16 protein-coding genes are annotated in these 21857 nt (G+C 74.5%); 6 read left to right on the top strand and 10 right to left on the bottom strand.

The window, feature by feature from the left end; genetic code table 11:
* Window position 1: 1 nt before the first annotated feature.
* Window positions 2-460, bottom strand: a complete 459-nt coding sequence (locus ACZ4W9_RS25390; protein ID WP_467939586.1) for an RrF2 family transcriptional regulator — start codon at window positions 458-460, stop codon at window positions 2-4.
* Window positions 461-535: 75 nt separating this feature from the next.
* Between ACZ4W9_RS25390 and ACZ4W9_RS25395 the strand changes: the two genes are divergently transcribed.
* The gene (locus ACZ4W9_RS25395; protein ID WP_467939588.1) at window positions 536-3487 is read left to right on the top strand and encodes a glycoside hydrolase family 35 protein; all 2952 of its coding nucleotides are present in this window, start codon (window positions 536-538) and stop codon (window positions 3485-3487) included.
* Here ACZ4W9_RS25395 and arfA read toward each other — a convergent pair whose 3' ends face one another.
* The 4 genes from arfA to ACZ4W9_RS25415 form a co-directional block, all read right to left on the bottom strand.
* Entirely contained in the window at window positions 3488-5008 is a 1521-nt protein-coding gene (arfA, locus tag ACZ4W9_RS25400) for an arabinosylfuranosidase ArfA (RefSeq protein ID WP_467939590.1), read from the bottom strand.
* Between the two features lie 324 nt (window positions 5009-5332).
* Entirely contained in the window at window positions 5333-6172 is an 840-nt protein-coding gene (locus ACZ4W9_RS25405) for a carbohydrate ABC transporter permease (RefSeq protein WP_467939592.1), read from the bottom strand.
* Window positions 6169-7116, bottom strand: coding sequence for a carbohydrate ABC transporter permease (locus ACZ4W9_RS25410; protein WP_467939594.1), 948 nt, complete (start codon window positions 7114-7116; stop codon window positions 6169-6171). The genes ACZ4W9_RS25405 and ACZ4W9_RS25410 overlap by 4 nt, the downstream gene beginning before the upstream one ends.
* On the bottom strand, window positions 7113-8471 hold the full coding sequence (locus ACZ4W9_RS25415; protein WP_467939596.1) for an extracellular solute-binding protein: 1359 nt from the start codon (window positions 8469-8471) through the stop codon (window positions 7113-7115). Before ACZ4W9_RS25415 ends, ACZ4W9_RS25410 begins: the two co-directional genes overlap by 4 nt.
* A 211-nt stretch (window positions 8472-8682) precedes the next feature.
* On the opposite strand from ACZ4W9_RS25415, the gene ACZ4W9_RS25420 reads away from it, so the two are divergent.
* Both ACZ4W9_RS25420 and ACZ4W9_RS25425 read left to right on the top strand, forming a co-directional pair.
* Window positions 8683-9345: a toxin-antitoxin system, toxin component family protein gene (locus ACZ4W9_RS25420; RefSeq protein WP_467939598.1), complete on the top strand. Its 663-nt coding sequence runs from the start codon at window positions 8683-8685 to the stop codon at window positions 9343-9345.
* Complete coding sequence (locus ACZ4W9_RS25425) at window positions 9342-10544, top strand: MAB_1171c family putative transporter (RefSeq protein ID WP_467939600.1); 1203 nt, start codon at window positions 9342-9344, stop codon at window positions 10542-10544. Before ACZ4W9_RS25420 ends, ACZ4W9_RS25425 begins: the two co-directional genes overlap by 4 nt.
* 106 nt (window positions 10545-10650) lie before the next feature.
* Here the strand turns inward: ACZ4W9_RS25425 and ACZ4W9_RS25430 are convergent, their stop codons facing one another.
* Window positions 10651-11496 (bottom strand): SMP-30/gluconolactonase/LRE family protein, encoded by an 846-nt coding sequence (locus ACZ4W9_RS25430; protein ID WP_467939602.1) that lies wholly within the window; start codon window positions 11494-11496, stop codon window positions 10651-10653.
* Window positions 11493-12266: an IclR family transcriptional regulator gene (locus ACZ4W9_RS25435; protein WP_467939604.1), complete on the bottom strand. Its 774-nt coding sequence runs from the start codon at window positions 12264-12266 to the stop codon at window positions 11493-11495. Before ACZ4W9_RS25435 ends, ACZ4W9_RS25430 begins: the two co-directional genes overlap by 4 nt.
* A 153-nt stretch (window positions 12267-12419) precedes the next feature.
* Between ACZ4W9_RS25435 and ACZ4W9_RS25440 the strand changes: the two genes are divergently transcribed.
* A complete protein-coding gene (locus ACZ4W9_RS25440) occupies window positions 12420-12977 on the top strand; it encodes a hypothetical protein (protein ID WP_467939606.1) in 558 nt (185 codons plus the stop codon).
* A gap of 368 nt (window positions 12978-13345) precedes the next feature.
* Here ACZ4W9_RS25440 and ACZ4W9_RS25445 read toward each other — a convergent pair whose 3' ends face one another.
* Both ACZ4W9_RS25445 and ACZ4W9_RS25450 read right to left on the bottom strand, forming a co-directional pair.
* The gene (locus ACZ4W9_RS25445; RefSeq protein WP_467939608.1) at window positions 13346-14176 is read right to left on the bottom strand and encodes an oxidoreductase; all 831 of its coding nucleotides are present in this window, start codon (window positions 14174-14176) and stop codon (window positions 13346-13348) included.
* Window positions 14177-14279: 103 nt separating this feature from the next.
* Entirely contained in the window at window positions 14280-15155 is an 876-nt protein-coding gene (locus ACZ4W9_RS25450) for an ATP-grasp domain-containing protein (protein ID WP_467939610.1), read from the bottom strand.
* Window positions 15156-15296: 141 nt separating this feature from the next.
* Between ACZ4W9_RS25450 and ACZ4W9_RS25455 the strand changes: the two genes are divergently transcribed.
* Both ACZ4W9_RS25455 and ACZ4W9_RS25460 read left to right on the top strand, forming a co-directional pair.
* Window positions 15297-16781 (top strand): acyl-CoA synthetase, encoded by a 1485-nt coding sequence (locus ACZ4W9_RS25455; protein WP_467939612.1) that lies wholly within the window; start codon window positions 15297-15299, stop codon window positions 16779-16781.
* Window positions 16774-18153 (top strand): carboxyl transferase domain-containing protein, encoded by a 1380-nt coding sequence (locus tag ACZ4W9_RS25460; protein WP_467939614.1) that lies wholly within the window; start codon window positions 16774-16776, stop codon window positions 18151-18153. The genes ACZ4W9_RS25455 and ACZ4W9_RS25460 overlap by 8 nt, the downstream gene beginning before the upstream one ends.
* Here the strand turns inward: ACZ4W9_RS25460 and ACZ4W9_RS25465 are convergent.
* Entirely contained in the window at window positions 18128-21748 is a 3621-nt protein-coding gene (locus tag ACZ4W9_RS25465) for a S8 family serine peptidase (protein WP_467939616.1), read from the bottom strand. The genes ACZ4W9_RS25460 and ACZ4W9_RS25465 overlap by 26 nt on opposite strands.
* Between the last annotated feature and the right edge of the window lie 109 nt (window positions 21749-21857).

Consider the following 21857-nt stretch of genomic DNA (forward strand, 5'->3'; position numbering starts at 1 on the left):
CTCACGGGTTCTCCCACGCCCCCGGTTCCGCCGCCAGCGCCCGGACCGGCTCCGGCAGGGCGTCCGCCGCGAGGTCCGCCACGGTGACGCCCTCCAGGATGCGGCGGACGTTCGCGCGCAGGGCGATCCACAGCGGCAGCAGCGGCCGTGCCGTGCCCGTGTAGGCGAGACCCGTCGGGCGTTCGCCGCGTACCGACACGATCGGGCCGTCCACCGCCCGGATGACGTCGGCCACGGTGAGGGACGCCGCCGCCCGCGCCAGCCGGTAGCCGCCGCCCCCGCCACGCCGGCTGTCCACGATCCCGGCCCGCCTGAGGTCGCCCAGGATGCCCTCCAGGAACTTGTGCGGGATGTCCTGCACGGAGGCGATTTCCTCTGCCTTCACGGGGCCGTTACCCTGCCGTACGGCCAGCTCCAGTACCGCCCGTACCGCGTAATCCGCCCGCGCCGAGATCCTCATGGATCCATTGTGGGGCGTCCCGCCATGGAGAATGGCCGGACCCGCGCCCCCTAGGACCGCCCGGGAGGATCCACCTTGGCGCTCAGCAGACGTTCCTTCAGTGCCCTGGCCGGCTGCGCCGCGCTCGGGCTGGCCCTGGGCGGCAGCGGCGTCCCCGGGGCGCCCTCGGCGTACGCGGGCGGCAGCGCGCCGACCGGGCCCGCGCCGGCCCCGCCGGGCGCCGACGGCGCGCGGCACACCATCGGGTACGACCGCTACTCGCTGCTCGTGGACGGGCGGCGGCTGGTGGTGTGGTCCGGCGAACTGCACCCCTTCCGGCTGCCGAGCCCGGACCTGTGGCGGGACGTCCTGCAGAAGATGCGGGCGCACGGCTACAACACCGTCAGCGTCTACGTCGCCTGGAACTACCACTCCCCCGCGCCCGGCCGGTACGACTTCTCCGGCGTCCGGGACCTCGACCTGTTCCTGCGCACGGCGGCCGAGACCGGGCTGTACGTCATCCTGCGGCCCGGCCCGTACATCAACGCCGAGGTCGACGGCGGCGGCTTCCCCGGCTGGCTGACCGCGACCGGGGGCACGGCCCGCACCGACGACCCGGTGTACCTGTCGCACGTCGACGAGTGGCTGACCCAGGTCAACCGCATCGTCCGCCGGCACCTGTTCACCCGGGGCGCCGGCACGGTGCTGCTGTACCAGATCGAGAACGAGTACGACGCCCACCCCGCCGACGCGACCGGCCGGGCGTACATGTCCCACCTGTACAAGAAGGTCCGGGCCGACGGGATCGACGTCCCGCTGTTCCACAACGACAAGGGCAGGAACGGCCACTGGGTCCCCGGCTCCTTCGACACCGGCGGGGAGAAGGGCGGCTGGCTGTACGGGTTCGACGGGTACCCCTCTCCCTTCAAGACCCCGCCCGACTGGGGGCACTACGGGCCCGGCGGGCCGAAGGGCGGGGCCACCGCCTCGCCGACCACGCCCGGGTTCGTGCCCGAGTTCGGCGGCGGCTGGTTCGACCCGTGGGGCGGGGCGGAATTCGACGGCAAGGGGTACGACGAGTCGCGGCGCACCCGGGACGCGGCCTACGAGCGCCGCTTCTACCTGACCAACCTGGCCAACGGCCTCACCCTGCACAACGTGTACATGACGTTCGGCGGGACCTCGTGGGGCTGGCTGCCCGCGCCGGTCGTCTACACGTCGTACGACTACGGCGCGGCCATCGACGAGGCCCGGAACGTCACCGGCAAGATCGCGCCGATGCACCAGCTCGGTCACCTGCTCCAGCGGGTGCCCGACTTCGCCAAGCTGGACCGGGCGGCGGACGTCTCGGCCGAGGGGCTGAAGGTCTACCACCTGGCCAACCAGGACACCGGTACGCACGTGTACGTCGCGCGCAACGACGGCACGGAGGCGGTCACCACCGATCTGCCGACCGAGGCCGGGAGCCTGCGCGTCACCGTGCCCGGCCGGGACGCCAGGCTGCTGACCACCGGACTGGCGCTGGGCGGGCGGAAGTTGAAGTACTCCACCGCCTCGCCCATGCTGTGCCTGACGGCGGGACGGCAGGACATCGCCGTGTTCACCGGGCGCCGCGGCGAGATGGCCGAGCTGGTGCTGGACTGTCCCGACGAGCCGTCGGTGCAGCGGCTGGACCCGGAGGGCGGCTGGGCCTACGACCGGGGCGAGCTGCACGTCAACGCGCCCCTGGGAGAGGCCGGGCTGACCCGGGTGCTGGTGCGCAAGGGCGGCGGCGACACCCCGCTGGTGCTGCTCTTCGCCGATGACGCCACCGCCGTACGCCTCTTCCCGTACGACACCCCGTCCGGGACCCTCCTGGTGTACGGCCCGGCGCTGCTGCGCCACGCCGAGCTGCGCGGCTCGCGGGTGCACCTCACCGGCGACCTGAGGGAATCGGCGGGCCTGGAGGTGTGGGCGCCGCGCGGGATCGACACCGTGGTGTGGAACGGGCGCCCGGTGCCCACCCGGGCGACCCTGTCGGGCAGCCTGATGTCCACCGGACCGCTGCCGGGGGCCCCCGAGGTGCGGCTGCCGCGGCTGGGTGGCTGGCGGACGCGGCGGGAGAACCCGGAGGCGGGCCCGGGCTTCGACGACTCCTCGTGGAAGAAGGCCGACAAGACCTCCTCGTTCTCCACCACGCCCGTCCCCGAGGGGCAGCCGGTGCTGTTCGCCGACGACTACGGCTTCCACTACGGCGACGTCTGGTACCGGGGCACGTTCGACGACAGCACCGGCGTCGAGGAGGTCGCGCTCGCCTACAGCACCGGCACCCAGGGCCTGCTGATGGCATGGCTGGACGGCGAGCCGCTGGGCACGCACCGGATGCCCGTGCCGGACAAGAGCACGGTGCGCCAGGGCAGCTGGGCGGACACCGCCGTCCTCCCGGTGCGCGAGCGGCTGCGCTCCCCCGGCCGGCACGTGCTGTCCGTGCTGGTCCGGCGCATGCAGCACGACCAGGACGGCAGGGCGCTCGACACGCACAAGGTGGCCCGCGGTCTGACGGCGGTCACCTTCGAGGGCGCGTCGCCGCGGGTGCGCTGGCGCATCCAGGGCGAGGGCCCGGCCGACCCGGTGCGCGGGCCGCTGAACAACGGCGGCCTGTACGGCGAGCGGCACGGCTGGCACCTGCCCGGCTTCCGGGACCGGGACTGGGAGCGGACGGCGTTCCCGCGCGCGGAGCGGTACCAGGGCGTGACCTGGTACCGGACCACGTTCCGGCTGTCGGTGCCGGCCGATGTCGACGCGTCGATCGGCCTGACCCTGGACGACGACCCGTACCGGGCCTACCGCGCGCAGATCTTCCTGAACGGCTGGAACCTGGGCCAGTACATCAACGACGTCGGCCCGCAGCACACGTTCGTGCTGCCGAACGGCATCCTGCGCACCCGGGGCACCAACACCCTGGCGCTGGCGGTCCTGTCGGAGTTCACCACGCTGTCGGGCCCCGGGTCGGTACGGCTGACGCTGCTCGGCAAGGCGGCGGGCGGCATCCCGGTCCGGCCGGTGTGATCACGCCAGCCTGATCACGTTCCAGGACAGCGGCTCCAGTACGGCGGTGAGGGTGCCGTCCACCAGGGCGGTGCCCTCGACCGGGTGCGGGGTGACGCGCTCGGGGTCGGTCAGGGTGTTGCGGGCGTCGGGGTCGGCGTCGGCGAGGGCGGTGTGCTCGGTGACGGTGGTCAGCTCCAGGCCGTTCAGGGCGACCTCGAGGGGCAGCGGCTCGGTGCGGCCCCGGTTGACCGCGAACACGGTGACCGTGCCGTCGTCCGCGCGGACGGCGGTGGCGTGCAGCAGGTCCGTCTCGCCGTACTTCCTCGTCTCGTACGTCGGCGACTCCACGCGGACGTCCAGCACCTGGCCGCGGCCGTGCTTGGACGCCTGCGCGAACGGGAAGAACGTCGTCTGCCGCCAGGCCGGGCCGCCCGGCTCGGTCATGATGGGGGCGATGACGTTGACGAGCTGGGCGAGGCAGGCGACGGTGACCCGGTCGGCGTGCCGGAGCAGGGCGATCAGCAGCGATCCGAAGACGACGGCGTCGGTGACGCTGTAGTTGTCCTCCAGCAGGCGGGGTGCCTCGGGCCAGTCGGTCAGGTCGCGCGACTCGGAGAACTCCACCCACTTGGTGAGGTACCAGACGTTCCACTCGTCGAAGGAGAGGTTGATCCTCTTCTTCGACTTCAGCAGCGCGCCCACGTGGTCGGCCGTGGCGACCACGTTCTCGATGAAGGACTCCATGTCGACGGCCGAGGCGAGGAAGGAGTCCACGTCGCCGTCGACGGGCTCGTAGTAGGCGTGCACCGAGATGTAGTCGACGAGGTCGTACGTCTCCTTCAGGACGGTGGCCTCCCACTCGGCGAAGGTGGGCATGGCCTGGGTGGAGGAGCCGCAGGCGACCAGTTCCACCCGGGGGTCCTGCTGGCGCATGGCGCGGGCGGTCTCGGCGGCGAGCCTGCCGTACTCCTCGGCCGTCTTGTGGCCGGTCTGCCAGGGGCCGTCCATCTCGTTGCCGAGGCACCACAGCCGGATGCCGAAGGGGTCCTTGTCGCCGTGGGCGGCGCGCAGGTCGGACAGGGCGGTGCCGGCGGGGTGGTTGGCGTACTCCTGGAGTTCCAGGGCCTCGGCGACGCCCCGGGTGCCGAGGTTCACCGCCATCATGGGCTCCGCCTGGGGGCCGACCTTCTTCAGGAACGCGATGTACTCGGACAGGCCGAAGCGGTTGGTCTCGGTGGAGTGCCAGGCCAGGTCGAGCCGGCGGGGGCGGTCCTCCACCGGGCCGACGGAGTCCTCCCACTTGTAGCCGGAGACGAAGTTGCCGCCGGGGTAGCGGATGGCGGTGACGCCGAGTTCGCGGACCAGCTCCAGCACGTCGGTACGGATGCCCTCGGCGTCGGCCGCGGGGTGGTCCGGCTCGTAGATGCCGGTGTACACGCAGCGCCCGAGGTGTTCCACGAAGGAACCGAAGAGACGGGGGTCGACCTCGCCGACGGTGAAGGCGGGGTCGAGGGTGAAGCGGGCGGTGTTCTTGCTCATGGGTTCCTTCCGGATTGCTTGAAAGCGGGCCGACCCTCGTGCCGGCGAAGCTCGTCGGGCCCCGGCTTCGGGGCGCCGCCGTCCGTCGCGTCGCAGGAGTGGGAGGCCGGCCGGGTCTTGCCGTGGGTGCGGGAGGTGGACCCGCCGCCGGGACCGGCGCAGCGGCCGTGGCCGGACAGGAGGAGGCCGCCGTTCAGCACCGGGGGGCCGGTGCTGTCGGTGTGCGGGCCCGTCACGGACGTCGAACGGCTCACGCGGATCTCGTACGTCGAGTGCACGCCCGCGCGGCAGGCGTCGTATCTCATCTCGCGGGGGCTCCTCGTGTCACTGGCCGGCCAGGCCGGTGTGGGCCACGCCCCGCACGATCTGGCTCTGGAAGAAGACGAAGACGATGATCAGCGGCAGCCCGGCGACCAGGCCGCCGGCCATCAGCTGGGGCCAGACGATGCCGAAGGCGTTCTGCACGGTGGCGATGCCGTTGGGCATGGTCATCAGGTCGGGGTTGTTGGTCACCATGTACGGCCACAGGAAGTTGTTCCAGGACGCGATGAAGGTGAAGATCCCGACCGCGGACAGCGAGGGCTTGGACAGGGGCAGCACGATGGTGAAGAAGATCCGCCAGCGGCCGGCGCCGTCGATGAACGCGGCCTCCTCCAGCTCCCTGGGCAGCCCCTGGAAGAACTTGTAGAGGATGTAGACCATGGCGGCCGGGGCGCACTGGGGCAGGATCATGCCCCAGTAGGTGTCGACCATGCCGAGCGACTGGACCGTGGTGAACAGCGGGACGCCGAGGATCGCCGGGGAGAACATCAGGCCGGCCATGGTCAGGCCCATGAGGGCGCCCTTGCCGCGGAACTCGGTGCGGGCGAAGCCGTATCCGGCGAGGGAGGCGACCAGCAGCACGATCACCGTGACGCACACGGAGACGACGACGGAGTTCACGAACCAGTTGGGGATGTCGCCCGCCCGCAGGACCTTCCTCCAGGAGTCCAGGGTGACGTGGTCGGGTATCCAGTGCGGCGAGGTGACCGATTCCGTCGGGGACTTCAGGGACGTGGACAGGGCCCAGGCCAGGGGGGCGAGCCAGATCAGGGAGAGGGTGGCGGCGACGGCCGTCAGCGCGATCTGGGCGGGGGGCCAGCGGCGGGCGGAGCGGGTGGTCATCGGGTGGCCTCCTCGCGGCTCTTCAGCAGCCACATCCGGGCGAGCGCCACGGCCGCGATGATGACGAACAGGACGAAGGAGATCGCGGAGGCGTAGCCCACGCGGTAGGTGGTGAAGCCCTGTTCGAGGGTGTACTGGACGAAGGTGCGGGTCGATTCCTCCGGTCCGGGGCCGAACTGGTACATGACCACGGCCTGGTCGAAGACCTGGAGGGAGGCGAGGACCTGGAGGGCGACGACCAGGCCGGTGATGGAGCGCAGGTTGGGCACGGTGATGTACAGCATCCGCTGGAGGGCGTTCGCCCCGTCCAGTTCGGCGGCCTCGTACAGGTGCTGCGGGATGTTCTGCAGGGCGGCCAGGTAGAGGAGGAAGGAGAAGCCGACCGTCCACCACAGGGTGGCGACTACGACGGCGAGCATGGCCGTGGACTTCTGGGTGAGCCAGGGCGTGTCCAGGCCGAGGACGTGGTTGACCATGCCGTTGGTGGGCTGGAACAGCCACCACCACAGGTTGCCCACGACGGCCGAGGGCAGCAGGAAGGGCGCGAAGAAGCACAGCCGCCACAGCCACTTGAAGTGCACGGTGTGGTGGGCGATCAGGGCCATCAGCAGGGCCACGAGGACGATCAGCGGGACGACGTACAGCGTGAACTGCGTGCTGTGCCACAGGGAGTCCCACACGAGCGGGTCCCGCAGTGCCTCGCGGTAGTTGGCGAGGCCCACGAAGCCGGTGTGGTCGCCGGAGATGTTGGCGTCCGTGAAGCTGAGGTACAGGCCGCGGACGACGGGCAGGATGACGAACAGGCCGTAGAGGACCAGGAACGGGGCGACGAACCAGCCGCCGTGCTGGAGGCGGCGGGACCAGCGCAGCCGGGCGGAGCCGGTGCCGGCGACGGCGCGGGGGCGCACCGTGCGGCCGGCCGTGGTCAGCGTCGTACTGCTCATGCGGCGGCTCCCTTCAGCTCCTGGGCGGCGGTGCGCCCGGTCATCGGGTTCTTCGCCGCGAGCAGCCGCTCCAGCAGCGACTTCATGCGGCGGGCCGCCTCGCCGGGGGCGGTGGAGCCGAGGTTGGAGGAGGCGATGACCGGGCCGAGGCGCTGGGCGAGGATGCCGGTGGAGCCCGCGAACCAGATGTGCGGCTCGTTGGCCTGGTGGTCCATGGCGGGCCGGGAGTACTCGTTCTGCGGGGTCAGCCCGCGGTAGCCCGGGTCCTCGAAGGTGGGCAGGTAGGCGGGGATGTGACCGCCCCGGGCCCAGGTGGTGGCGTGGGTGACCATGTAGGCGGCGAGCCGGTACGCGCCCTCGTCGGCGGCGCCGCCGCGGCCGGCCTGGTGGGGCAGGACGAAGGAGTGGGACTCGGCGTGGGTGGCCGGGGTGCCGAAGACCGGGGGGAGCGGCTGGGCGCCGTAGTCGACCTTCTCGTCGTTGAAGTAGGGCACCGACCAGTTGCCCTCCCAGGTGAAGGGGGAGCCGGCGAGGAACGCCTCGGCGTCGGTCTCGCCCGGGGTGACGTAGCCGTCGGTGACGTGCTTGCGGAAGAACTCCAGGACCCGGGTGGCCTTGTCGGTGTCGAAGGTCAGGTCCGTCTGGGCGGCGTCGAAGTAGGTGCCGCCGAGCTGCTGGTAGAAGGCGACGAAGAACCACCAGCAGAAGTTCTGGTCGTTGGCGTGCAGGCCGAGGGTCTGCTGCCCCTTCCGCAGCCGCTTCCTGGCCTCCTTGAGGAGGGCGAACCAGTCGTCGGTGGAGGTGGCGGCGGGCAGCCGGCCGGCGGAGTCGAGCAGTCCGGCCTCGCGGCACACGTCCTTGCGGTAGAAGCAGAGCTGGACGTGGATGTCCAGGGGCAGGGCGTAGAGCTTGCCGTCGACGATGCCGCGCTTCCACAGCACCGGGTTGAAGTCGGCCTCGCGCACTCCGTACCTGGCCAGCAGACCGGTGTCCCAGGGGTCCAGCAGCCGTCCGGGGGCGAAGCCGGGGATGCGGCCCTGGTGCATGACCGCGAGGTCGGGGGCGCGGTTGCCGGCGGCGGCCATGGCGAGCTTGGTGTAGTAGGGGCCGCCCCAGGTGAGGGTGGAGTCCTTCACCGCGGTGCCGGGGTGCGTCCTGCGGAACGCGTCGACCATGGCGACCTGGTTGGCACCGTCACCCCCCTGGAAGAGGTTCCAGTAGCGCACCCGGGCGCGGGCGTCGGTGGCCAGTGCGTCGGCCCCGCTGCCGAGGGCCGCGAAACCGAGGCTCGCGGCCGTCACCAACCCGCCCGCGGCCCCGAGGAAGTGCCTGCGGTTCAGGCCAGGTTGTCCCATACCTTGCCCCTACGTTCGATATGTCGAATGCTGCCCGTAACTTCGAACGGGACCGTAGATTCCCCGCGCGCGTGCGTCAATGGGTTGGACAAACCTCATAGGTCGTTTCGTGTTGAACGACGGCCGGGGGAACGCATGACGCGGGCACATGCGTGCGCGTACCCTCGGACCAGCCACGACTGGGCGGAACACGGCACGGAGGGGGGACCGGATGGGCATCGCGGACACGCGTCGGCGGCTCGCCGGGCTCGCCTCACGGCTGCGCCGCCCCCGCTCCGGCCCGGCCATGCGCACGCTGGCCGCCGACCTCGCCGCCGCCGTCCGTGCCCGGACCGAACCACCGGTCGGCGTACGGCAGTTGTGCCGCGCGCTGTGCGAGGAGATGAGCGCGCTGCGCGCCGGACGGCCGGTGGAGCTGCGGTTCGAACGGTTCCCGGACGAGATCGAAGTGACCGGGCTGTGGGTCGAGTTCGCCGACTTCGACCTCGTCATCGTGGAGGAGCGGGCGCAGGACATGCAGCAACTGGTCATCCTGGGGCACGAACTGTGGCACCTGCACGCCGGCCACCGGCACCACCACCTGGCCGGTGCCGCCGCGGCCCGGGCCCTCGCCGACGCGCCCGGCTGGCGGGAGGCGGCCCTCACGGTGGCCGCCCGCAACGGCTCCCGGGAGACCGACGAGGCCGAGGCGGACGACTTCGGGCACCGTCTGGCCACCCTGTTCCGCGACCAGCTGTCCGGGGCCCGGCCCGCCCCGCCGGACCCCGTCCAGCGCTCCCTCGGCTACCGCGGGCGCGAACGGGCGCGCGGCCCCGGGGGGCGCGCCGCGCCGGCGGCCGACCGGCCCGCCGGGGAGGGGGGAGCCGCGCGGTGACACCGCCGGGCTTCCTCTGCGACGTCTCCGTCGCCTTCTGGATCCCCGCGGCCGTGCTGGTCACCGCCCTGGCGATCAAGCTGCCGACCATCATCCGGCTGTGGCGGGACCCGCTGCTGCGCGCGGTCGGCACGCTGCTGCTGCTCGCCTGCGCGGTGTTCGTCTTCAGCGCCCCGTCCACCGTCGCCCTGGTCAACCGGCTGGCCGGGGTGCCCAACATCTCGGCGCCCTGGTGCTACTCGCTGATCACCGCGCTGTGCGCGAACGGCCTGCTGCTGCTCATCACCTGGCGCAACGGCCCCCCGGGCCGCTCGGCCGGCAGCCGCCGGGCGCGGCGCTGGGTGCTCTCGGTGTACTCGGGCGTGATCGCCGCCCTGTGGGTGCTGTTCCCGCTCGCCGACGCCCCCGCGGAGCGGCTGCGGGACCTGGATACCTACTACGCCACCACGCCGTTCATCCGCGAGGGCATCCTGCTCTACCTGGTCGCGCACGCCGTGGCCTGCCTGGTCAGCTCCCGGCTGATCCGGGCCTGGGTGCGCGTGGCCGGCCTGGACGCCTGGCTGCGGCGGGGGCTCAGGCTGCTGGGCGCGGGGTACGCGCTGGACCTGGTGTACAGCGTGGCCAAGCTGACCGCCGTCGGCACGCGCTGGACCGGGCGGGACGCGGACTGGCTGAGCACCGACCTGGCGCCGGCCTTCGCCGCCGTCGCCGCGATCCTCGTCGCCGCCGGGTTCGTCCTGCCGCACGCCGGCCAGTATCTGCGCGACCGGTGGCGGGTCCGGCTCGCGCACAGTGAACTACGGCCGCTGTACCGGCTGTTGCGCTCGGTGAGCGGGGCGGGGCTGCCGTTCGTGCTGCGCGCCACGCCCGAACTGCGGCTCACCCGGCGCGAGACGTTCATCCGGGACGTTCTGCTGCCGCTGGCGCGGCGCATCGACACCGGGCTGGGCGGGCGCGCCTACGACGCGGCGCTCGGGCTCGGCCATCCGCCCGAGTGGGCCCGGGCGCTGGCCGCGGCGGTGTGCGTGCTGGACGCCGTCGAGACGGGGGCGCCCGCGCGGCCCGGACCGGGTGACGGCGCCGACGCGACGGATCTGCTGCGGGAGATCGGGGCCGTCTCGCGCGCGCTGCGGAGGTCCGCCGACATCGAGGCGGTGCGGGCCCGGATGGCGGGGGCGCGGGTGGAGACCCGGGTGTGACGGCGCGGGATGCCGGCCGTTCCCCGGCCGCGCACCGCCCCGGCCGCGCACCGCCCCGGCCGCGCACCGCCCCGGCCGCGCCTCGTCCGCGCGCCCCCTGGGGCGCTCAGCCCTCGAACGCCGGCTGCGGCAGCCCCTTGCCCGCGTCCGGGACGACCAGGAGGGAGCCCGAGAGCGGGTGGGGGGAATCGAGGCCCGTGCGGGCCGTGGTGATGTAGAGGTCGGTCAGGGCGGGGCCGCCGAACGCGCAGGCCGTCGTCCGGGGGGTGGGCAGGTCGATGACGCGGTCCAGGGTGCCGTCGGGCGTGTAGCGGCGGACCGCGCCGCCGTCCCACAGCGCCACCCACACGCAGCCGTCGGCGTCGACCGTGAGGCCGTCCGGGTAGCCCGCGCCCTCCTCGATCTCGGCCAGCGGGCGGCGGTTGCGGACGCCGTCGGCGTCGTGGTCGAAGACGTCCACGCGACGCGTGGGGGTGTCGACGTAGTACATGAGGCGGCCGTCGGGGCTCCACCCCGTGCCGTTGCTGACCGTGACATCGTCCAGCACCGTGCGCGTGGTGCCGTCCCCGGTCAGCCGGGACAGCGTGCCGCCGCCGGCCGCCTCGTCGTAGCGCATCGTGCCCGCCCACAGGGAGCCGTCCGGGGCCACGGCCGCGTCGTTCCCGCGGCGGCCCGGGACCGGCTCGTGGCGCAGCCAGCGGAACGTGTCGTCGGGGTCCAGCAGCCCGACGCCGTCGCGCAGGTTCAGCACCAGGCCGCCGCCCGCGCGGGGCTTGGCGGCGCCGACGTGCTGGGGCGTCGTGCGGACCGTACGACGCCCGGTCACCGGGTCGTAGGTGTGCAGCCGCATGCCCAGGATGTCCAGCCAGAGGAGGCGGCCGGTCACCGGGTCCCAGGTCGGGCCCTCCCCGAGCGTCGCCTCCGCCGCCACCGCCACCTCGTACGCCGTCATGCCGCGCTCCTGTGTCCCAGCCGCTCCGACAGTTCCGCCGCGCCCTTGGCGGCCAGCTGCTCCAGCTCGGCCCGGCGCTCGTCGCTCCAGCGAATCATAGGGACGGAAATGGACAACGCGGCGACGACTTGCCCGGTGCGGTCGCGGACCGGCGCGGCGACGCAGGAGACGTCGGGGTTGGACTCGCGGCTCTCCACCGCGATCCCGCGCTGCCGGATCTCCGTCAGGGCCTCGCGCAGCACGGCCGGGTCGGTGATGCTGTTCGGGGTCATCCCGGCCAGCTCGGCGTCGTCGGGAATCCGCGCGGCCAGCTCCGGTCCGGGCAGCGAGGCCAGCAGCATCTTGCCGACCGAGGTGCAGTGGGCGGGCAGCCGGCGGCCGGCGGCGGAGACCATGCGGACGGCGTGGGTGGAGTCGACCTTGGCGATGTAGATGACGTCGGTGCCCTCCAGGATCGCCACGTGCACCGTCTCGTCGCAGGTCTCGGCGACCGAGCGGGCCACCTGCTGGCCCTCGGCGGCGAGGTCGAGCTGCTCGGCGTAGCGGCTGCCGAGCTGGTACGGGCGTACGCCGAGCCGGTACCGTCCGGGCTGACCGGGCACCTGGACGATGTACGACCGGGCGGCGAGCGTGGTGACCAGTTCGTGCACGGTGGTGCGCGGCAGCTGGAGCCTGCGCACGATGTCGGGGGCGGAGAGCGTCCCGTCCCCGTCGAGGAACAGCTCAAGAATGTCGAGAGCCCGGGTCACGGCAGGCACGAGGCGTCCCACGTCCGGCCCCCTCCCTTGGGTGTTAGGCGCCCGTCGGCGATATCCGCGTCGAGATGTTCGAGATATCAACAGGCGATCGGCATGACGAACACAGGCTAGTCAGGGAAGGTTGCGCGGGCAATGGGCGGGCACGAGCCGTGCACCATGGACCTCATGGGACCCGACTTCCAGCTGGTGCTGCTGCGTCGCATGGCCGACCACAACCCGGACCTCGTCGACGAGGCGCGGCGCCGGCTCGGCGCGTCGGCGGCGGACATGCGGGAGGCCAACAAGCGGTGGCAGGCGATGGCCCGTTCGCCGCGCGGCCGGGGCGCCGCCGCCCGGTACCGGGCGGTCCTCGGCGCCCCGGAGTCCGTGGCGCCGCGCCGGGTCGGCGACCTGGACTGCGAGGCCCGGCGGTGGGCCCTGCCGCTCTGGCCCGACCTGCGGTTCGAGGTGCTGCTCGGGCCGGAGGGCGGGGTCTGGCACGAGTGGCTGGTGCGGGCGCCGGACGCGCCGGGCCCGCGCCTGGCCACCCTGGAGGACCTGACGCCCTGGTCGTGCACGGTGGACGAGGCCGCCCGCGCCTTCGCCCCCGCCCGGCCGCTCCAGGGTTCGGCCCCCACCCGGTCGGGGCTGGCCCTGACCGCCCCGGACCGGGAGGGCGTACGGCACGAGCTGGTCGCCGAGTTCACCTGGGGACTGCTCCAGCGGACGGCGCCCGTCACCTGAGCGCCCGCGCCGGGGGGCATCGGCGGACGGCCCACGCCATCCCGACGCTCGCCCCGCGAGGCCCCGCAGGCGGACAGCCGCCGTCGCCCCGGCACCCACCCCGCGAGGCCACTGCGGCGGATGGCCCGCGCCATCCCCCCACCCCGCAGGACCGCTCAGGCGGACGGCCGCCGCCGCCTGAGCGCCCGCGCCGGGGGCGGCATCGGCGGACAGCCCGCGCCACCCCAACGCTCGCCCCGTGGAACCGCTCCGGTGGACGCCCCGCGCCATCCCAGCCCGCAAGGCCCCGCAGGCGGGCGGTCGGTGTCGTGCGGATGGAGGCGGGGGCCGTCGCCCCGCCGTGCGGCGCGCGGCGGGGCGCGGACTTCCTAGGCGTCGAAGCCGGTCGCCCGGGTCTGCTTCTCCCACTCGGTGACCTCCGCGCGGACCTGGTCGAGGTGGCCCAGGACCGCGCTCACCCCGTCGTCGCCCAGCGGCAGGCGCAGCGGGGTGCGCTCGGCCTCCAGCGCGGCCAGGATGACGGCCGCCGCCTTGGCCGGGTCGCCCGGCTGCGTGCCGTCGCCGCCGGAGATGAACCCGCGGGTCTCGCTCACCTTGGCGTACACCCCGCTGTCGGGGCTGGCCCCGGCTCGCCCGGCGCCGAACAGGGAGGTCCGGAACGCGCCCGGCTCCACGATCAGCACCTTGATGCCGAACTCCGCCACCTCGTCGGCGAGCGCCTCGGAGATGCCCTCCAGGGCGAACTTGGTGCCGCTGTAGGCGCCGAAGCCCGCGAAGGACATCTGCCCGCCCATGCTGCTCATCTGCACGATCGCACCCGTGCGCCGCTCGCGCATGTGCGGCAGCACCGCCCGCACCAGGGCCGTCGGGCCGAACACGTGCAGCTCGAACAGCTCCCGCAGCTCCTGGTCCGTGGTCTCCTCGACCGCGCCGACGTGCGTGCGGCCCGCGTTGTTGACCAGCACGTCGATCCGGCCGTGCCGGGCCACGACGTCCGCCACGGCCGCCTCGATCGCGGCGCCGTCCGTCACGTCGAGGCGCAGCGCCTCCACCTTGCCCGGGTGGGCGGCCACCAGGTCTTCCAGCGCCTCCGGGCGGCGGGCCGCGCCGACCACCAGGTCCCCGGCGGCGACGGCGGCCTCGGTGACCGACCGGCCGAATCCGCTGCTCGCCCCGGTCACCAGCCATACCTTGGACACGTCAACTCCCCCATCGTGTAGTGATCTTGACGGGGTCAGCCTGCGTCACGGGACCCTCCGCCGTCCAGTGGCGTCGGCGAACCGTCCACCGGCCGGACGGGGCTCAGGCGTCCCCGGCGGCCGCGAGGATCGCCTCCGTCACCCGCGGCAGCGACTCGGGGTGCAGACCCAGGAACAGGTTCGGTTCGACCAGTTCCAGTTCCATCAGGCGGGGTTCGCCGTCGTCGCCGTCGACCAGGTCCACGCGCGCGTACAGCAGCCCCGACGCGCCGGGCACGGCGGCCAGCGCGCGTTCGGCGACGGCGAGTTCGGCCTCGGTGGGCCGCCAGCGCTCCAGGCCGGGGTGGGCGACCTTGTCGGCGTCGTAGGGGGTGCCGGGGGTCAGCACGGCGGCCTTGCGGCTGGCGTGCAGCAGCCGTCCGCCGAAGAACTGCAGGGCCCGTTCCCCGCGCACGTCGATGCCCGGCATGTACGGCTGCACCATCGCGGTGAGGTCCTCGGCGTGCATCCGGGCGAGCTGCCGCAGCGCGGTGCCGTGTTCGGCGGGGGTGTAGCGGGCGGCGAACCGGGCGCCCGCGCCCGAGGTCGGCTTGACGACGAACTCGTGGCCGGCGGGCAGGCCGGCCGGCTCGCCGGGCGCTATGTAGCGGGTGGGGACCGTGGGCACCCCGGCCGCCGCCAGCTCCCCGAGGTAGCGCTTGTCGGTGTTCCAGCGCACGACGGGGGCCGGGTTGGCCAGCCGGGTCAGCGACGCGGTGCGCTCCACCCAGGCGGCGAACTCGGCGGCCCGCCAGCTGTAGTCCCAGGTCGAGCGGATCACCACGAGGTCGTAGCCGGCCCAGTCGGCCGCCGGGTCGTCCCAGTGCCGGGCCTCCGCGTCGGCGCCCGCTTCCCCGAGCGCCCGCACCAGCACCGGCAGGTCGGTGTCCTCGCTGCGTCCGGGGGCGGGGTCGTAGGTGGCGAGGGCGATGCGGGGCACGGTTGACTCCCTGTCGTACGCGGGATCGATGAGGGGTGCGGTGGCGAGGCTAACAAGGCCCGCCGCACACCGTCCCGCTGGTGTAGGAAGGGTGCTGTCGTCCCCGGCAGTCGGCAGCGTCGACAGTAAGGAGTGCGCCGCGTGTCCTCTCTCTTCCCCGCCCTGGCGGACGGTCCCGGCGAGCGCAGCGGGACGGGGGTCCCCCCGGACGGAGTCCGGGAACGGGCCGCCCTGCGGTTCGGGCCCCGGACCCTGACGTACGGCTCCCTCGCGGGCGCCGCGGGTGCCCTCGCCGCCCGGATCGAGGGGGCGGGCCGGGTCGCGGTGTGGGCCACGCCCGAGCTGGAGACCGCCGTCGCGGTGACCGGCGCGCTGCTCGCCGGGGTGGCCGCGGTGCCGCTCAACCCGAAGTCGGGCGAGACGGAACTCGCCCACATCCTCGCCGACAGCGCGCCGTCCCTGGTCCTCGCCGCCCCCGGTGCCGAACTGCCGCCCGTGGCAGCCGCCCTGCCCCGGATCGACGTGGACGCCTCCGCCACCGGTTCCCTCCCCGAGGAGCGGGCGGCGGACGGCGACCCGGCGCTGATCGTGTACACCTCTGGCACCACCGGCCCGCCCAAGGGCGCGGTCCTGCCCCGCCGGGCCGTCTCGACCACTCTGGACGCGCTCGCCGACGCCTGGGGGTGGACCGGGGACGACGTGCTGGTGCACGGACTGCCGCTGTTCCATGTGCACGGGCTGGTGCTGGGCGTCCTCGGCCCGCTGCGGCGCGGCGGGAGCGTGCGGCACCTGGGCCGGTTCTCCCCCGAGGGCGTGGCCCGCGAGCTGAACGACGGCGCGACCATGCTGTTCGGGGTACCGACGATGTACCACCGCATCGCCGAGGCGCTGCCCGGCGACGCGGAGCTGGCCGGGGCGCTGGCCCGGGCCCGGCTGCTGGTCTCGGGCTCGGCCGCGCTGCCGGTCCACGACCACGAGCGGATCGCGGCGGCCACCGGGCGGCGGGTCGTCGAGCGGTACGGCATGACCGAGACGCTGATGAACACCAGTGTGCGGGCCGACGGCGAGGCCCGGGCCGGCACGGTCGGGGTGCCGTTGCCGGGGGTGGACCTGCGGCTGGTGGAGGAGGACGGCACGGAGATCACCGCCTGGGACGGGGAGAGCGTCGGCGAGATCCAGGTGCGCGGTCCGAACCTGTTCACCGAGTACCTGAACCGGCCCGACGCCACCGCCGCCGCCTTCACCGCCGACGGCTTCTTCCGCACCGGGGACATGGCCGTACGGGAGCCCGACGGCTATGTCCGCATCGTCGGGCGCAAGGCCACCGACCTGATCAAGAGCGGCGGTTACAAGATCGGGGCCGGGGAGATCGAGAACGCGCTGCTGGAGCACCCGGGGGTGCGGGAGGCGGCGGTGACCGGGGAGCCGGACGCCGACCTGGGCGAGCGGATCGTGGCCTGGATCGTCCCGGCGGACCCGGCCTCCCCGCCCGGCGCGGAGGAACTGGCGGACCACGTGGCCCGGCGGCTGGCCCCGCACAAGCGCCCCCGGGTCGTCCGCTACCGGGACGCGCTGCCCCGCAACGACATGGGGAAGATCATGAAGAGGGCCCTGGCCGATGCCTGACCGGCGCTCGGCGCGGGAGGTCCTCGCGCTGCTGGCGGACCCGGAAGGCTTCCGTGAACTCCCCGCGCCCGCCGGCCGTCCGGCGCCGGACGGCCCGCTGGGCTGGCAGGGCTACGACGCCTCGCGCGCCCGCGCCGCCGAGCGCACCGGCGAGGCGGAGTCGGTCGTCTGCGGCACCGCGCGCGTCGCGGGCACCGAGGCCGTGCTGATCGCCTTCGAGTTCGGCTTCCTGGGCGGCTCGCTGGGCGAACGCACCGGGGACCGGCTGGTGGCGGCGTACCGCCATGCCCGGGCGCACCTGCTGCCGGTGGTGGTGCTGATCGCGACGGGCGGCAGCCGGATGCAGGAGGGCATGCTCGCGCTCACCCAGCTCCAGCGGGTGGCCCGCGAGTCCGCGCTCACCCGGCAGGCGGGGCTGGCGCAGATCGCGGTCCTCGGGGACCCGACGACCGGCGGCGGCTGGGCCACGCTCGGCGCGGGCGCGGACGTGGTGCTGGCCCTGCCCGGCGCCCAGGTCGGCTTCGCCGGCTCCCGGGTCCGCCCGCCGGACGCCGACCCGGCCGCGTACACGGCCGAGGCGCAGGTGGCGGCGGGCGCGGCGGACGCGGTGGTGGCGCCGGACCGGCTGCGGGAGGTGCTCGGCACCTGGCTGCGGCTGCTGACGGCCCCGGCCGCCGGGGCTCCCGTGCCGCGGGCCCTGGGCGGGGCCGGGCTGCCCGCCACCGGCTGGGAGGCCGTCGTCCGCGCCCGGGACCCCGGGCGGCCCCGGGCGCACGCCTATCTGGACGACTGCTTCGAGCGCCGGGTGCTGATCGGCGGCGACCGGTGCGGTGGCACGGATCCCGGCGGGATCCTGTGCGGGTTCGGCGAACGGGACGGCCGGAGCGTGGCGTTCGCGGCGCAGACCGGGACGGCGACCCGGCCCGCCGGGTACCGCACCGCCGCCCGGCTGATCCGGCTCGCGGACCGGCTCGGCATCCCGGTGCTGACGCTGGTGGACACCCCGGGCGCCGCCAACGACGCGGACGCGGAGCGGCAGGGGGCGGGGGCCGCGATCGCCGAGGTGTTCGGCGCGGTGGCCGCCGCGCGGGTGCCCCTGACCACCCTGGTGATCGGCGAGGGCGGCTCCGGCGGGGCCCTCGCGCTGGCCGCGCCGGGCAACACGTGGGCCACCCCGGACAGTTACTTCTCGGTGATCGCCCCCGAACTCGCGGCGGCCATCCTCAAGCGTCCGCCGGGGGAGGCGGAGGCGACCGCCGGCCAGTTGCGCATCCGGCCGCAGGACCTGGTGGAGCTGGGGGTGGTCCGGGGCATCGTGGAGCCCGCGGACCACCCCCGTCCCCGGGCTACCCGACGGCCGCCGCCCGGATGATCTCCTGGGTGACCGAGCCGCCCCGGTCGTCGCGGACGAAGGCACGCAGGGAGAGGTGGGCGGTGCCGCGCGGCACGGTGAGCGTCCCGCGCCAGGAGGCGCCCCGGCCGGCGGTCAGCGGGACCGTCCGCCAGGTGGTGCCGTCGTCGTACGACACCTCCAGCCGGCCGCCGCCGAGGGTCCCGGTGCCGGTCGCGCCCGCCACGTACCCGGCGGCGATCCCGACCGGCACGCGCCGGCCCGCGGGCACCCGGCCGGCCAGGTCGGTGTCGAGGTCGAAGGCGACGTTGATCATCGGCAGATACGTCCAGCTGTCCTCCGGTCCGGCCGCCGACCGGACGGTCCACTCGGCGTGGCCGCGGGTGGCGGGCCGCCACCGGGCGGCGTCCAGGGCGGTGTCGGTGACGACCTTGTAGGTGTGCTCGTCGGCGGGCGCGCCGAAGACGTAGGCGGTGGAGCCGGTGTTCTCGTCCACGAGGGTGCCGTCCAGGTGGACGGAGGTGGTCTGGCTCAGCCCGCCGTCCTCGCTCCACACGTCGCCGAAGCCGGTGTGGTCGGGCCCGGAGTCGCCCCAGCCGGGGGTGTTGAACCGGAGCCGGTCACCGGCGCGTTGCTGTCCCCAGCCGAGCCCGGTGCCCAGCCACGGGTGCCACACCGGGCGGAACCAGTCCAGCTCCGGCCGGGTGCCGCCGGCGTACCGGGCCAGCCCGCCGCGTTCCTCCAGGGCGCCGTCGCGGACGGTGACGGACTCGTGCCACAGCTGGCCGGGGCCGGTGGAGACGTAGTCGGTGCGCTCGGCGGGCAGAAAGACGCGCTCCTGGAAGCCGATGCCGAGGGGGAAGGTGCCGGTGAGGGAGTAGCGGAACTCGCCGCCGGAGGTCGCCTCGGGCGAGTGGAACCTGGCCTGTACCGCGGCCAGCCGGCGCTTGCCGGGCGCGTAGGTGAGGTCCCGGTCGGGGATCGCGCCCGGGTGGCCCTCGGACAGGTCGTAGACGTACGGCGAGTCGGCCGTGCCGGTCATGTCGACCCGGCCCGCCGCGCGCAGCCGGGCGGCGTCGGCGCGGTTCACGGTGGCGATCGTCAGCGGCCGGTCGGCGTTGTCGTCCGTGCCCCACCAGGCCATCAGCCGGCCGGGCGTGTCGTCCGTGACGAACAGGGCCCGGGCGCCCGCGTCCTGGGCGGCCCGGGCGAGCGCGGCCGGGTCGGCGCCGGGGGCGAGGCGGGCGAGGACCGCCTTGCCGGACACCCCGGTCGGGGGGCCGTCGCCGACGTCGGCCAGCGGCAGCCGGGTGCGGCCCTCGACGAGGGTGCCGCCCGGCTGGACGGTCGCCTCGCCGACGCCCTTCACCTGAAGCCGGGGCTTGGCCAGCCGCCACACGGTGCGGTACTCGAAGGTGCCCCGGGTGACCTTCCGGGTGGGCGCGGCGAAGACGCTGTCGTAGGCGAGGGGGACCTGGACCGCGCCGAACAGGTCGGCGCCGCCGGCCCGGCGGTCGTACTCCATCAGCAGCTGGCGGGTCTCGGTGCGCCGGTCGACGGCGGCCCTCACCTCGCGCAGCGTCCGGCCGTCGAGGGTGACGTCCTGGTCGTGGTCGAGGAGGATCTCGGGGGCCGTGAGGAAGCCGAGGCCGAGCGAGTCGGCGCCGTGGGCGCCGCGCACGTCGAGGAAGGTGGCGAGGGAGTAGGTGCCCGGCTCCAAGCGCAGCTCCAGGGTGCCGGACCCGTCGACGTGCGCGGGCCGGGCGTCCTCGCCCTCCGCGAGCCGCTGCACGGTGAGGTCGGCGGGCACGGGGGCGCCGTCGCGGTCCTTCACATGGACGGTGAGCGTGTACCGCTCCTCCTCCTTGACCAGCCCGAACACGGTGTGCGCGAGGGGCGTGCCGTCCTCGGCCGAGGCCACGACCCGGCCGCTGGTCTCGCCGGCGGGCGCCTTGGCGGCGTTACCGGTGAGGGTGGTGGAGGCGGTGGAGTGCGCGGGCACGGTGAGGGTGTCCCGGGCGAGGGTGGCGACGCCGTCCGGGGCGCCCTGGACGGACAGCTTCAGCGGGAGGTCCGTGCCGGAGGTGTTGCGGTAGGTGAGGGTGCGGGTGACGGGCCGGTCGGTGTCGTGGGGCCAGCGGTGGAAGCCGAGGTCGGCGCTGCCGGTGGCGGTGAGGCCCGCGCGCACCGCGTCGGGGACGCTCACCCGGCCCGCGCCCAGGACGTAGGCGGAGGTGTCGAGCCGCCGGGAGGTGGACAGCAGCGCGTCCTTCAGCTCGGCGCCGCTCCAGTCGGGATGCCGCTGGGCGAGCAGCGCGGCCACGCCCGCGATCTGCGGGGTCGCCATGGAGGTGCCGCTCATGGAGGTGTAGTCGCCGGTGCCGGGGGCGAGCCGGGAGCGGGCGGCGAGGATGTCGACGCCGGGCGCGGCCAGGTCCGGCTTGAGGGCGTTGTCGCCGGAGCGGGGTCCGGCGGAGGTGAAGGAGGCCGGCTGGTCGGCGGAGTCGACGGCGCCGACGGTCAGGGCGGCGTCGGCGGCGCCGGGCGAGCCGATCGAGGAGGGCGCGCCGGTGTTGCCGGCGGCGACCACGAACAGCGCCCCGGTCTCCTTCGAGAGGGTGTTCACCGCCTGGGCCATCGGGTCGGTGCCGTCGCTCGGTTCCGGGGAGCCGAGGCTCATGGAGACGATCCGGGCCCGCACGTCCCGGGCGGCCCACTCCATCCCGGCGATGATCTGGGACTCGCTGCCCGAGCCCTGGTCGCCGAGCACCTTGCCGACGGCGAGCGTGGCGCCGGGCGCGACCCCCTTCTCGGTGCCGCCGGAGGCGGCGCCGCTGCCGCCGACGGTGGAGGCGACGTGGGTGCCGTGCCCGTTGCGGTCGGCGACCTCCTCCCCCTCGACGAAGCTGCGGCTGGTGCCCACCCGGCCGGCCAGGTCGGGGTGGCCGAGGTCGGCGCCGGTGTCCAGGACGGCGACGGTGACGCCCTCGCCGGTCAGCCCCGTCTCCCAGGCCGCCGCCGTGCCGATCTGGGCGTTGCTGTGGGCGAGGTCGGCCGTCACCCGTCCGTCCAGCCACACCTTGCCGAGGCCGCCTCCCCGGGTGAACGACCGCCAGAAGGCACGGCTCCGGTCGGCGGCCACGGCGGCCCCGCGCAGGCTGGGCAGCGCCCGCGTCCGCCTGGTCCCGGCCGGGGTGGCGGCCCGGACGCCCTTGCCGTAGGTCACGATCAGCGGCAGCGCGTCCGCCTCGGCGTCGGTGAGCCCCTGCCGGATCAGCCCGCCGACGTCGAACAGCCGCCGGTCCAGGGTGCCGGCCCGCAGATACGGCAGCGCCTCGTCCGGTACGACTCTCAGGTGCCCGTCGCTCTTCTGGGTGCGGACGGCCCCGGTGGCGCCCTGGGGCCGCCGTACGGTGACGGTCTGCCTGCCGTGTCCGAGGTCGGTGACGGTCACCCGGTCGCCGGTGACCAGGGTGACGGTCGCGGGGGCGGCGGAGCCCGGGGCGGGCGCGGCGGCGGGGGCCGCCCGGGCGACCGCCGGGCCGGCCGGCAGCAGGGCGCCCACCAGCGCCGCCGCCAGCAGCGCCGTCCCGCGTCTGACTGGTCGTGTGCTCATCCACGCCTCATCTCGTGTGCGTCGCGCCCGTCGTGTGCTGGGACGAGTGTGGTGGGGGCGGCCGGGCGCGGGAGCCGGCCGCCGCTGACGGAAAGGCGCCCTGGCGGGT

The organism is Streptomyces sp. NPDC029296, from assembly GCF_055569255.1.